The following is a 13,990-nucleotide window of genomic DNA, read 5'->3' on the forward strand; positions in this document are numbered from 1 at the left end:
TGCGTCTTAAACTTTTTGCGTACCTGGGTAAAGGTCTGCCGGACCTTTACTCAGGTATGCAGCGCAAATAAAAGTGGGCGGCAACATAAGCGCCGCCCATAAGTTTCAATTATTAGTTTGCATATGCACTTTCAAGAACCTGCTGCATTGTCTTTACAAATCCAGCTTCATCAAGGCTTCCAGATGCATAGTCAGCAAATACCTGACCTGTATAGTTCTGTGCGATACCTTCTTTGAAACCTGGAATTGACCAGTGCCATGCGGATGTCTTTTCTGCTTTCTGATAATCAGTAATTGTCTGAGCAAACGGATCGTCGCCTACGATTGTGCAGGATTTGAATGGACTTACGAATCCAGCTTCTTTTACGAGGACTTCCTGAGCTTCGTCTGTTGTCAGCCACTGAAGGAATGCTTCTGCTGCTTCTACATTACCATCTTTGTATACGGACCACCAGGATGGGGAGCTTGTAAGGATTGTATCCTGTCCATCTTCGAATGCGTACGGGATCATACCAACTTCGAAGTTACCAGCTTCTTTGTAAGCGTCAGCGTCATCACCAACCATTGTTGCACCGATCCAAGATCCCTGTGTAACAAATGCATATTTACCGGATGAGAAGTTCAGAATCTGCTGATCATATGTACCGGAAACAAGGAGCGCAGGATCTGAATACTGGTTCAGAAGACCTACAAAGTTAGCGAAATCTGTGAAACGGCCTTCGTCAAGTTTACCGCCATCATTGAGCATGTCAATGTAAGTAGTGTCATCTCTGTCAAGACCTTCATCCAGATATGTACCAAATAAATGGTTACCTGTTGACCAGTAAAGGTTAACTGGTTCTGCTGCATAACCTACAACTGCTGTCAGTCCAAGTTCATCTTTCTTGGAATCAATTGTCTCAAATGCTTCTTTGATTGCATCCGGACTTGTTAATGTGGAAGGATCAATTCCCGCTTTATCAAGGATGTCTTTGTTATATGCAAGACCGATTGCTTCTGTTGTATATGGGAAACCGATTGTACCCTGGCTCTCATCAACATAAGCTGCATCTGTATCAGAAGCCCATTCCTGATCGCTCATATCTACTAACATATCTGTCCAGTTAGCAAAGTCTGCTCCACTACCGTTTACGAAGATGTCAGGCATGTTATCTGACTGGTAGTATCCTTTCAGAGTACCCTGGATATCGATTCCGCCGCCCATGGATTCGATTTCTACTTTAGTTCCTGTTTCTTTCTCATACATTTCAGCTAATTTCTTCAGCTGAGCGTCAACTTCGATCTTACCGTTTACAAGACGAATACTGTCACCGTCTGCTGCCTGTACGGATACTGCTGCCGGAACCATTGATGCGATCATAGATACTGCTAAAAGTGTTGCAAATACTTTTTTCTTCATTTTCGTCACCTCGTCATTTTTTTAACTGTTTCTTTTTACCTTTTGCGCATAAGGTTTTTTGATAGTTGTATAATACCACTTTGTTTCTGAAATAGCAAGACCTTTTTCGCATAAGTTTGAATTTTTTTATCTTTCTTTTTCGTCATTTGTTAAATATGCACAATTTCTTTTTTCTATCTTATTACACTATGTCCAAAAAAGTGCTACTTTGAGGTCAAAAAAGTGCATACTCTTTGAATTGTATCCTATGGCTTGTGCCTGTTTTTCCTTCGTCAGACAAGTAAAAACTTCTGCGCAGAACATTACGGAATAATTTCCTGTAACATAATAAAACAGCATTTCAGGTTCTGCACCCGAAATGCTGTTTTATTATGTCTTATTCATTTTGTTTCCGTTTATGCTGCCTGTTCTTTTTTCTTACCGGTGATTGTAAGCAGATGGCTCTTGATCAGTACCGGACGTACTGCATTGTAGATCACTGCTACCAGAATCACCGAAACAACTGCATTGAATAATGTCGCTACAGCACTCATTTTTGCAAGTGCCTGTGCCAGTTCCTGAGGCTGTCCGAGAATATACTGTTTGTAGAAATATCCTACGATCGGATCTGCCACAACATTAAACGCAAGACCTGCTACAGAGGCAATCACACTCCATTTGAAAACGTATTTCTTATCTGTACTTTCATTAATCTTTGCAATCTTATGTGCTACCAGACCTGTGATAAGGCCAATACAGAATTTCAGTATAAATGTCTTTGGTGCGCCTGTGATATATACAGGATCCATCAGGTCTGCGATTCCCATTCCGATGGCACCGGATAATCCGCCGTATACACCGCCGATCAGAAGTGCTGCCAGTACGCAGAATGCATTTCCGATATGGATGGATGTTGCATCACCGCCCGGTACAGGGATCTTAATCTGCAGGAATGTAAAAGATACATAGCATAACGCAGCCATAAGAGCTGTCTCTGCAAGTTTTGTAATTGTGCTGTTCTGAGTATTCATAATAACTGTCCCCTCTCATATGATCTGATAGAAAGCTCATATCAATAAGCCAGATTGCCTGTTTGATTCTCACTATCAGATTTTTATATATTGACGCATCAATATGTTGAAGTTATCATACGCGAAATGTGTCATTATTTCAATGACCAATTTTTTGAATTTTTTAGAGGTCAGATTGGATATTCTGTAAAAGAATCCTGCTTGCAGGATTCTCCGCCTGCGGCGGGTCGCTTCAGCGACATAATTCCTCTCCGTCGCAGTGCGATCCTGCCCGGAGGGCCTTTTTGTGTTATAGGAACATTACGGAGTAATTTCCTATAACACAAAAAAGCCCTCCGTCTGCATGCTGCTCACATGAAAACAGAGGGCTTCATTATTCTATTTGCTTAAATCCTTGCTACGCCTGATTTTCTTGCTGCTTCTGCTACAGCTTTAGCTACAGCGTCTTTTACACGTGGGTCAAAGGCTGCCGGAAGAATATATTCCGCTGTTAATTCTTCGTCACTTACCAGACCTGCGATTGCATATGCTGCTGCAACTTTCATTTCATCGTTAACATCTGATGCTCTTGCGTCCAGTACACCACGGAAAAGTCCCGGGAAGCAGAGTACGTTGTTTACCTGGTTCGGGTAATCAGAACGTCCTGTGGATACCACTGCTGCGCCTGCTGCTTTTGCTTCGTCAGGGAAGATTTCAGGTACCGGGTTTGCACATGCAAAGATGATAGGATCTTTTGCCATTGAGCGGACCATATCCTGTGTCAGTGTTCCAGGTGCGGATACACCGATGAAGATGTCTGCGCCTTTGATCACTTCTGCAAGAGTACCTTTCTCTTTGTTGAAGTTTGTGATCTTAGCCATCTCTTCTTTGATCGGGTTTAATCCTTCTCTGCCTTCGTAGATTGCACCCTTTCTGTCTGTCATGATTACGTTTTTAAGTCCCATGGACATTAACAGTTTGATGATAGCGATACCTGCAGCACCTGCTCCGGAAGTAACGATCTTCACTTCATCAAGCTTCTTGCCAACCAGTTTCAGCGCATTGATAACACCTGCAAGTGTGATAACTGCTGTTCCGTGCTGGTCATCGTGGAAGATCGGAATATCACAGCATTCTTTCAGTTTCCTTTCGATTTCAAAACATCTCGGTGCGGAAATATCCTCAAGGTTGATTCCTCCAAAGGATCCGGCCAGAAGACTTACTGTCTTAACGATCTCATCAACATCTTTACTGCGGACGCAGAGCGGAATCGCATCTACACCGCCGAATTCTTTAAAGAGTACACATTTGCCTTCCATAACAGGCATACCTGCTTCCGGTCCGATATCTCCCAGTCCAAGTACCGCGGTTCCGTCTGTTACAACAGCAACTGTATTCCAGCGTCTTGTCAGATCATAACTCTTGTTTACATCCTTCTGGATCTCCAGACAAGGCTGAGCAACACCCGGTGTGTAAGCAAGGCTTAAAGCATCTTTGGAATCTACTTTGGCTCTTGATACAACCTCAATTTTACCTTTTAAGTCATAATGCATTTTTAAAGATTCTTTTGCGTAGTCCATTTTGTTTTGGCTCCCTTCTGCACTCTTTTTTTGAGACGCCTACATTGTAACATTAACCTGGCTCAGATTCTACTGTTTTTCTGACCTTTTTTATCAAAATAACTAAAACAGCATCTTCCTGTAGAAAATTAGGAAGATGCAGTTTCAGTTATTGTACTTTATCATTTGATATCAGGTTCCAAAAGAAACTTATTATCATTATTTATCTGTATCAAAATGTACTTCTGTACCGGCAACTGCCCGCTCATCCAGGAGCTGTTTGAAGGTCTTGGTCTTTGCTTTTTCTTCGTAGTCATCGGACCAGTAGTAGCCTTTCAGCTCGTCCATATACTCATAGTAGTCGCAAAGATAGATATATACTGTGGAAACATCCCTGTCCTGTATTGCATAGGTGTCCGCATTACCGTTTGCCACTCCGCCATCTGGCAGTATATCTCCATTGGCATCCAGCATAACAGCAACATATTTTGTTTCCGGATCCTGCATTTTCATAGTGATCTCAAATGGTGTTTTCGTAATGGAGAGAACACCATCTCCATTTTCATCTACCACATTTACATCCTTTTCAACCGTATCGGAAGTATTTTTCTCTACATCTACGTTGAACTTCCAGTCACCTTTTAGTGTCCATGAGTTATATCTGTTATCACCTTCGTTTGCCTCAGGATATCGTTCATAATACTCATTCCACATCTCAGTGAAAAACTGATGCTCCAGATTCTTCTGCTCTTCTGTCAGGCTCTCATAATCTGCATCGTCTGTGCTGATTCCATGCTCTTCCATTTTCTGATTATATTCATCCCGCAGATCCTGAGGGATATCCGGGGTGGTATCCTGATTCTCCGGAAGAGCGCCCACAATATCTTTCAGATCCAGCTCCATGGTAAACCTGTCAGGTACTTTGATGTCTTTGACATAATCGCTGATTGCCGGACCTCCCACCTGAGGAAGCTTCTCATCACTGTATTCATCCATTCCCAGTGCCTGGGCTAGCTTATCAAAACTAAAGTCCTCAGAATCTACATCAATCCCTTTTTCTTTGAAAAATGCGTTACGCACCTCATAAAATTTTGTCCATCCTGCATCATCCACTGTCATATCTTCTACAGGAATACGCAAAACTCCTGCATAGGTGTTATCATCCAGCATTTTTCCATCCAGATAAGCATTGAACAGATTACTTTTTTCATCCATGTAATCATATTTCACTGTAGAATTCTCGCTGAGCTTAATATTGGGTTTTCCATCAGGTGTAATGAATGTATCCGGAAATTTATCCTCTGTATGGATTGTCATGGACAGGTACAGAGCCATTTCATTACAGTATACTTCTGAAAGCGTGACAGTTGTTCCATCTACTGTTTTACTGTATGATTCATTGTCTTTCGTTTTATCTGCATTGTTATTTTCTGTTGTATTCTGATCCTCAGCCTGAGCACTTTGAGGATTACCTCCGTCCTCCTGACTTTCATCAGTATCTGCCAACTCTGCATCTTCTGCAGAATCTGTCAACTGCTTTGCATATTTCGAATAATCGCCATAAAATCCCATGGAATTACCGAGCTGCTTAAATACATTTCCAACCAGAGGGATGTTCTCTGCAAATGCCGGATTTGTGATACATACTGTTGAAAATACAGCTGCAGCTGCAGTCAGTCCCAAAGCTGTTTTGTATACTGTTTTGAATTTCTTGTGCGATTTTGCTGTTCCTGTGGATTTCTTTCCGGAACTTCCTGTTGATTTTTCTGTTGATTTCTCCTGTAATCTTTGCACCATATTCTCTGTATTTTCCGTATGTCCAGAAGCTGCTGCCATTTCTCTGATTCTGGAAAATGCTTCGTTTTTTGCATCTTCTGCCTGCTTTGGCAATGGAAACTCTGCCTGCATGATTTCCTCTATCGCATTGTCATTTCTGTTATTCTTTTCTTTATCAAAATCCAACTTCTTCGCCATGATCACTTCATTCCTTTCTTGAACTTACTGTTATGTTTCCTGCTGTTACTGATCCTGTTCTCAGATTTTCATTCTGATATTCTGCAAACCTTCTGCTATACCTGTGAATTCTCTGTTTTTCTTTTTTTTCTGCTGCAGTCTCTTCTTCTGAATATTATCTTCTGCTGAAGTATATTCCTGCTTTAGCTGCATACGGGCTCTGACCAGTCTGGTTTTTACGGTGTTTTCATTCATATTTAATATAGAAGCAATGTCTGCGATCCGAAATCCCTCTACATAATACAGAACCAGTATGATCCTGTAGGATTCGTCCAGCATTCCAAGCATTTCCTTGAACTCAAATTCCTCAATGGACATATCCTGTCCGGGAACTTCCGGAAGTTCTTCGGCTCTGCTGAAGTTTTTATAATGTCTGTGGATTTTATTGCATTCATTGATCAGAATACGAATCATCCAGGTTTTAAAATATTCCGGATTCTTCAGTGTATGTATTTTTTCAAAGCAGGTAAGTATGGTATCCTGCATGGCATCTGCGGCATCCTCATCATTATCCAGGATTCCCCGCGCCACCTTGTACATTGCCAGAGAATTCTTTTCCATCAGTTCCAGAAATGCATCCGCATCTCCTGAAATGGAACGTTTTACCAACTGTATCAAATGCTGATCCTCCTTGCTTAGAGTTTTATATGTTACTGTTTACTTCATGTCCAGTAGCTCTTATGTTTTTACAAATATGTTTCATTCGAATGAAGCTTTGTTGTTTTGTTTTACACTTATTAGATGGGGAATTATAGAGAAAAGTTTCATATCTTTTAAATAAATTTTCAGGTACCGAATTTTTATAGTTATTATAACTTCTCGTCCGCATATAATTGTAATACAAACAAATTATAATCCCTGGATTTTCCCACAAAAAAAACCGGCACATTTCTGCACCGGTTTTTATCACTCATAATCTTTCTTAATGTTTTCCTTTTATTCTTCAGCATTCAATCTCTTCTGATACATAGACTGGAGCAGGAATTTTCCTGTCTCTGTTTTGAATACTTTTTCCAGCATGTTTCTCACATTGTTTCCGGAAAAATTACTCTCATCTGCATTTACCAGATAATCTGCCTCTATCATGATCTGATAATCAATACCGTCGATTCCGGTTATTGTATGATGATGACTTACAATATAAGAAACACGATCTACAAATTCTTTCGGCAGATCTGAATCTACAAAAAATTCCTCTATCAGTGCCGCACTTTCTTCCTCCTGATGTTTACCGTTGGCATTTCCGTATTTTACTCTGCAGAGAGGGCAGGCAATATCATGGACAACCGCAGTAACCTCCACCAGCTTCTGCTGCTCCGGTGACAGATTTTCGCCCTCTGCGATTGTTTTTGCATATGCGTATACTTTCATGAAATGGTTGATGTCATGAAGATCTCCCTTGGAATACTCTACCATTTTCCTTACAACTTCTGCTACTGTCATGCTTTGTTCCTGCCTTTCTCTTACGGGTTTATTTACTTGTGCACTCCGTTCTCAGTAACCGGGTTTATCTTATTCTGAAAAACAGCAGAATCTTTCGATCCTGCTGTTTACAATTATCAATTATTTGCAGAGTTCCTCTGCCATGGCCTCAATCTCTGCTTCGTTTGCTTCGCTTAAGGAAGAAGTGATCTTTACATTATTTTCAAGCCATGTGATATTTTTACTCTTTTCAAACATTCCCTGCATGATTCTTGCTGCTGCAGGTGCCCAGCTTCCGTTTTCGATGAGACCGATGGTACGGTTCTGGTAGCTGCGTTCTGTAAGGTTCTCTATGTAGGTACGCATAAACGGGAAAATATCTCCGTTGTATGTAATTGTGGCAAGTACCAGTTTGCCGTAACGGAAAGCATCTTCCACTGCTTTTGCCATGTCATCTCTTGCAAGGTCAAATACAGTTACTTTCGGGCAACCTTTTTCTTCCAGTTTCTGTGCCAGAAGTTCTACTGCTTTCTTTGTGTTTCCGTAAACAGATGTATAGGCGATCACAACACCTTCGCTCTCTACTTTGTAGGAGGACCAGATATCATATTTCTCAAGGTAATGTCCCAAGTTCTCTGTGAGGATTGGACCATGAAGCGGACAGATTGTCTGGATATCCAGAGTTGCGGCAGCTTTCAGAAGCTTCTGAACCTGTGCACCGTATTTTCCAACGATTCCGATATAGTAACGGCGAGCTTCGCAGTCCCAGTCTTCTTCTACGTCAAGTGCTCCGAATTTACCGAAACCGTCTGCTGAGAACAGAACCTTATCAGTACTGTCATATGTAACCATAACCTCCGGCCAGTGAACCATTGGTGCAAATACGAAAGTCAGCACATGTTTTCCAAGTGTCAGGCTGTCACCGTTTGCAACCACCAGTTTCTTTCCGTCCAGATTCAGGTTTCTGAAGAAATTTCCCATCATAGTGAAGGTCTTGGTATTTGCAACTACGATTGTGTCAGGATATGCTTTCATGAAGTTCTCGATATTTGCGGCATGATCCGGCTCCATATGCTGTACTACCAGATAATCCGGTTTCGCACCGTCCAGGACTCTGGCTACATTTTCAAGCCATTCATCTTTGAAATTAGCATCTACAGTATCCATAACTGCGATCTTTTCATCCATGATCACATATGAGTTATAGGACATACCGTTTGGCACTACATACTGACCTTCAAACAGATCTATCTGATGATCATTTACACCTACATAATAAATATCATTTCCGATTTTCATGATAACATGTTCCTCCTTAGCAATATCAGGGCCGGTCAAATCCGGTTAAAAATTCCAATTTTTTTATTTCTGAACCTATTATATCCACATTCATATCGTTCGTCAAGTTTCATTTTATCTCTAAAATTTTTTATGAATTTGAGCAGATATGCTCGAAACTTAAGTCAGATATGCTCGAATGTGCAATTCATCCCATCACCTATAGAGGTGAGGGAATTCTTGCTACGGTTGTTAAAAATTTATTTCTTACATTTCAGTAACAAATTTTCAGTTCACAATACACAAGGCTGTCACACTGCATAAGCAATTAGTGCAACAGCCTCTTTTCTATTCTCTGAGATCAGGCTCATGAGATCTTGCCGTCTTTCATTTCAAATACAGTATCAACGATATTCATAGTAGATTTTCTGTATTACGTAACGTGATTTCTGTTTATACCTCATCCTTTTTTAACTTTCGTTCTAACTCTAAAACTTCTTTTCTGCACAATTCTATCGCATCATTACAGGTTTCCACATCATCACCATCTATCTCTATGCTATCGTCACCAGGATATCTGGTTGAAAAATAAAAACCATCTATCATTCTCATATGTGTCTGCGTATTTTTTGAAAACTCTGCTCCCATATTTCCTTTTAGAAATTTCATCAATCTGTTCAGACTATGTGTACGCAAAATATTTTCAAAATCTTTCTGTTGTATAGCATCATCCGGTTTATAGTATTCTGAGATCAGATGCTTCATATATTTTTCGCATATTCCCTGCGCCATGGCACCCATCATATTTGCAACTATCCCCGCATCATAAGAGGCTTTAAAATATTGAAAATCATTTTCTGCAAAATCAAAATAACTGTTCAAGGCCATATCTGAATTCCTTCCTTTCGCACATTTGTATAATACAGCATTTTGTTCCTTTTCCAGTCATCGCCAACTACAATTTTCAGATCCGTTTCTGCATCATCCAATTCCTCAGAGGATACTTCTGATTTTAGAAGATAAAGATATTTTTTAAGTTCCGGCCGGGAGCGGAATGACTCTGACAGTTCCAGAAACAAATCAACATCACTGCTATATTTCTCTTCTCCCCGTGCACAACTGCCATACAGATATATTGTCTTAATATAAGGCCTTATGCATGATGACTGAATAGTTCGTAAAGCATACTCCGCTGCATCTCTCTGCCGTTTTGATCTGATACATGTCAGCATTTTCTATTCCTCCGTTTTCTCTGTATATTATTTCCAGATTATGCTTACATTTTCTGCTTCAGGATTTCTTTGTAAAAAAATTATAACATTCCTTATCTTCTATGTCTATCTTCCATTTATCTGGTGAAAAATTAGAGTGTATTATTGTTACTTTCTTTTATTTTCCTTCAAAGATCTGTGCAATCGGCGAATCCGCAGACAGTATCACTGTTTTGTCCTCACCTTTCATAGATGTCTTCAGTGCATCCAGACTTCTCACAAAAGAATAAAACTCACTCCTGTCCTCTTCTCCATAAGCCTGAGCAAGGATTTTCATATATTCCTGTTCACCCTCCGCCTCCAGGATCTCTGCCTGTTTTTTTGCATCAGAAATCTGGATTGCTACTTCTTTGTCTGTTTTATTTCGGATCACCTTTGCTTCGGAGTTTCCCTCTGCCTTGTAAGTCGCTGCAATATTATCTCGTTCAGATATCATTCGTTCATACACAGCTTCCTTATTATCATCCGGCAGATCCAGCTGCTTGGTTTCGAATTTAAGAAGCTCAATTCCATACTGATCCATGTTTGTTCCTATTGCCTCCATAACCATATCAGACAGTTCTCCGTCACGGCTTGTGATCACCTGATCCTGTGACATACTGCTGATCGCATTTTTAGTGGCGTTATACACAGCAGTATTAATTCGGCTTTCACCACTTTCCACAGAAGAGTTTAATGTCTGTGCAAATTTAAGCGGGTCGCTGATTTTCCAGAGAACATAGCTGTCGCTGATCATCGTTTTCTTATCTTTTGTAATTACATCAGATGCTGCCAGATCATACAGCAGTGTTTCCTTTGGCAATGACTGTGTACTCTCTATAAACGGAATCTTAAAACTGATTCCCGATGAGCTGATCACCCTGTCAACCTTACCAAACTGACGGATCAGCTTATATTCATTTTGCTGAGTTACTGTTACCGACGCTCCAACAGCTATAACCACTGCAGACACACCAATTAATATTCCAATTTTCTTACCTTTCATAAATTAGTCCTCTCCAAAATTATATCTCTATCATTCGTATTTCATTTACCAAAACACTTTTTATATGAAATATTTTCTGTCATTTCTTTATTCGTTCTCAGAATCATTTAAATCTTGTGTGTCCTGAGCAGGATCCGTGTTCAGTGTCTCTGCCGGATTCTCTGAACTGTTCCCTGTAAAAGAATCTAGCGGCAGAACCTTCTGCACTCCATCTCCATTATCAATCACAATCTTCATTCCCGGCAGCACATCTTCCATTGTCTCATAGAACATACGCTTCTTTGTGATCTCCGGATTCTTAACATACTCCTCATACATGGCATTAAAACGTGCAACCTCAGCTTCTGCTTCATTAATCCTTACCTGTTTCTGCGCCTCAGCATCCTGAATGATCTGGTCTGCTTCTGCCTCAGCCTCCGGAAGCTTTTCGTTTCTGTATTTATTGGCATTATTCAAAGCAGTTTCTTTTCCCTGCTTGGCAGTTTCTACTGCTTTAAATGCTTTCATAACCTCCTGTGTGGGCGGTTCTGAATCCTGGATTGTGATATTCACAAGCTGAATCCCCAGATCCTGTTCCTCCATCTGCTTCAGGATCATTTCTTTAATCTTACTCTGGATCTCACCTTTTCCGGTGGTAAGCACTTCATCCACATCATAACTTGCGATTACTGTACGGATACAGCTTTGAGAAATATTTTTTAGAATATCTTCCGGTTCCTCTGAATTATAAAGATATTTTACCGGTTCTAAAATTCTGTACTCAACAAAGAAATCTACATCAATAAAGTTATAATCCGAGGTAATCATAATGCCCTCATTCTCAACCACCGAATTATCTCCCATACTATATCCAATAGGAAATCCCTGGATTGTTGTATTTACTTTCTGTACTTTCTGTATAAAAGGAATCTTAAAATGCAGTCCTGTTTCTGCCACTGCCTTCGGCACTCCGAAAGTTGTCAATACTGCCTGTTCCTGCTCCTGGATCTGATAGGTAGCATCTCCTGCAAGCCCTGCAATAATCACCAACCCTGCAGCTCCTATTACAATACGTTTCACATGTTTTCCCGATTTCTGTAATTTTTTAAATGGATTTACTTTTTCGTTCACTTTTCTCCTCCGTTTCACCATTTGACATAATTAAATTTTTTGCTTCTAAAAATTTCTGAAGAAAAGAAAAAGACTTTCATTTCAGACATAACATGAGCTCTTCTCTTAATGTCTAAAACAAAAGTCTTGCCGATTATATCATAATGCGGGCATTCTTAATCTGCCGTTCTGACGCATTTATGTACCATTTATAGGAAAAACAAGTCCAGTTCTTCATAACGATGGCCGCTACTCCCTTTTCTTTGAGCAGCATCATATCATAACTATTTACAAAATGCAAGAAATATTTTTACGTAATCTCAGTCACATGTTATACTTATGTTACTGTTCACACACCACTATCCCGAGACATACAAACCAAAATTCCATTGCCACAGGCAATCTGGAATAAATTTGGGCTACGTTACTGAGAATGGAGTGAACAGTAACATACTTATTATATTAAAGCCGAAACTTTTTCAAATAATTCGGTCTCAGGAGGTTTTTCATGAAAGCATACGAACGCCTATTATCTTATGTAAAAGTATTCACTCCAAGCAGTGAAGAAACCGGTACTTCCCCATCCACACAGTATCAGTTTGACCTTGCCAGACTGCTGGTTCAGGAATTAAAGGAACTGGGTGTGAAAGATGCCGATGTAGATGAACATTGCTATGTCTATGGACATATTCCGGCAACCAGGGGCTATGAATCCCGCCAAAAGCTGGGCTTTATTGCTCACATGGATACAGTATCTGATTTCTGCGATCATCTGGTTACTCCGGTTATCACTCCGAATTATGACGGCAAAGACCTTGCACTTGGAACCAGCGGCAGAGTTCTCTCCCCGAAAATGTTCCCTCATCTCTCCACATTAAAAGACAGAACTCTCATTACTTCCGATGGAACCACCATCCTCGGTGCAGATGACAAAGCCGGAATTGCCGAGATCATGACAATAATTGAACACCTCAATGACAATACTATTCCGCATGGTCCTCTCTGCATTGCATTTACCCCTGACGAAGAAATAGGAATGGGACCAGCCCATTTTAATGTAAAAAAATTCGGAGCGGATTTTGCTTATACACTTGATGGTGATACAGAAGGTGAAATCCAGTATGAAAACTTTAATGCTGCCAGAGCAGTAGTAGAATTTACCGGTGTAAACGTACACCCGGGTTCTTCTAAAAATACAATGGTCAACGCAGCACTTGTTGCCATGGAGTTCAATTCCATGCTCCCTTCCGCTGACACACCAAGAGATACGGAAGGCTATGAAGGATTTTTCCATCTCTATTCCATAAAGGGAGATGTCTCACACACTGCTCTCGAATATATCATTCGTGACCACAATGCAACTACTTTTGATGTCCGTAAGAAAACTATGAAACACATCACTAAAATTTTAAATGAAAAATGGGGAAAAGGAACTGTCTCACTTACCATCACAGAACAGTACCGAAATATGAAAGAAATCATCGACACCTGCATGGAACTGATCGAGCATGCAACTGCAGCATGCAAAGAATGCAATATCCCGCCGCTTATCACCCCGATCCGCGGAGGCACAGACGGTGCCCAGTTGAGCTTTATGGGACTCCCATGCCCGAATCTCGGAACAGGAGGGCATGCTTATCATGGACCTTATGAACACATTACTGTTGAAGGAATGGATATTGCTGTAGATGTAGGATTAAAGATTATCGAATTATTTTATAAATAATTTCGATTACAATATCCCCTTGTTGTTATTTTAACCGCTAAATTAATCTTAAATAATTTTTCGATTAACGTAACAACAAGGGGATCTATAAACTCGGAATATTTTTTATATTTTTACATACAAAAAAACCAGCTAGTAGTTAGCTGGTTTCTCATTGTATCTTCAAAACTACATACATGCTAACATTTCCTTGAGATTCATTCTTCCTGCGATTCTTGGTCAAGCCCTCACCCGATTAGTAACAGTCAGCTCCATGTGT

General features: G+C 40.3%; 12 protein-coding genes. 1 reads left to right on the forward strand and 11 read right to left on the reverse strand.

Annotated elements, in window-relative coordinates; translation table 11 throughout:
• Positions 1-112: 112 nt before the first annotated feature.
• The 11 genes from ACESZG_RS17400 to hflK form a co-directional block, all read right to left on the reverse strand.
• The gene (locus ACESZG_RS17400; protein WP_373218838.1) at positions 113-1,360 is read right to left on the reverse strand and encodes an ABC transporter substrate-binding protein; all 1,248 of its coding nucleotides are present in this window, start codon (positions 1,358-1,360) and stop codon (positions 113-115) included.
• Positions 1,361-1,794: 434 nt separating this feature from the next.
• Entirely contained in the window at positions 1,795-2,409 is a 615-nt protein-coding gene (locus ACESZG_RS17405; protein WP_118759570.1) for an ECF transporter S component, read from the reverse strand.
• Between the two features lie 386 nt (positions 2,410-2,795).
• Positions 2,796-3,968: an NADP-dependent malic enzyme gene (locus ACESZG_RS17410; protein ID WP_118566138.1), complete on the reverse strand. Its 1,173-nt coding sequence runs from the start codon at positions 3,966-3,968 to the stop codon at positions 2,796-2,798.
• A gap of 198 nt (positions 3,969-4,166) precedes the next feature.
• Positions 4,167-5,921 (reverse strand): DUF4179 domain-containing protein, encoded by a 1,755-nt coding sequence (locus ACESZG_RS17415; protein ID WP_373218826.1) that lies wholly within the window; start codon positions 5,919-5,921, stop codon positions 4,167-4,169.
• Positions 5,922-5,981: 60 nt separating this feature from the next.
• Positions 5,982-6,578, reverse strand: coding sequence for an RNA polymerase sigma factor (locus ACESZG_RS17420; protein ID WP_022380865.1), 597 nt, complete (start codon positions 6,576-6,578; stop codon positions 5,982-5,984).
• Between the two features lie 318 nt (positions 6,579-6,896).
• Positions 6,897-7,403, reverse strand: a complete 507-nt coding sequence (locus ACESZG_RS17425) for an HD domain-containing protein (protein ID WP_118408820.1) — start codon at positions 7,401-7,403, stop codon at positions 6,897-6,899.
• 120 nt (positions 7,404-7,523) lie between these two features.
• Positions 7,524-8,681, reverse strand: coding sequence for an FprA family A-type flavoprotein (locus tag ACESZG_RS17430; protein ID WP_373218829.1), 1,158 nt, complete (start codon positions 8,679-8,681; stop codon positions 7,524-7,526).
• Positions 8,682-9,113: 432 nt separating this feature from the next.
• A complete protein-coding gene (locus ACESZG_RS17435) occupies positions 9,114-9,548 on the reverse strand; it encodes a HEPN domain-containing protein (RefSeq protein ID WP_055153900.1) in 435 nt (144 codons plus the stop codon).
• Complete coding sequence (locus ACESZG_RS17440) at positions 9,539-9,892, reverse strand: nucleotidyltransferase domain-containing protein (RefSeq protein ID WP_008705807.1); 354 nt, start codon at positions 9,890-9,892, stop codon at positions 9,539-9,541. Before ACESZG_RS17440 ends, ACESZG_RS17435 begins: the two co-directional genes overlap by 10 nt.
• A gap of 157 nt (positions 9,893-10,049) precedes the next feature.
• Positions 10,050-10,916, reverse strand: a complete 867-nt coding sequence (hflC, locus tag ACESZG_RS17445; protein ID WP_008705809.1) for a protease modulator HflC — start codon at positions 10,914-10,916, stop codon at positions 10,050-10,052.
• An 87-nt stretch (positions 10,917-11,003) separates the two neighbouring features.
• On the reverse strand, positions 11,004-12,026 hold the full coding sequence (gene hflK, locus ACESZG_RS17450; RefSeq protein WP_373218832.1) for an FtsH protease activity modulator HflK: 1,023 nt from the start codon (positions 12,024-12,026) through the stop codon (positions 11,004-11,006).
• Between the two features lie 487 nt (positions 12,027-12,513).
• Between hflK and pepT the strand changes: the two genes are divergently transcribed.
• A complete protein-coding gene (pepT, locus tag ACESZG_RS17455; RefSeq protein ID WP_373218834.1) occupies positions 12,514-13,731 on the forward strand; it encodes a peptidase T in 1,218 nt (405 codons plus the stop codon).
• Positions 13,732-13,990: the final 259 nt, after the last annotated feature.

Origin of the sequence: Blautia sp. Marseille-P2398, from assembly GCF_964240315.1 — a bacterium.
GTDB classification, from domain to species: Bacteria; Bacillota; Clostridia; order Lachnospirales; family Lachnospiraceae; genus Blautia_A; species Blautia_A wexlerae.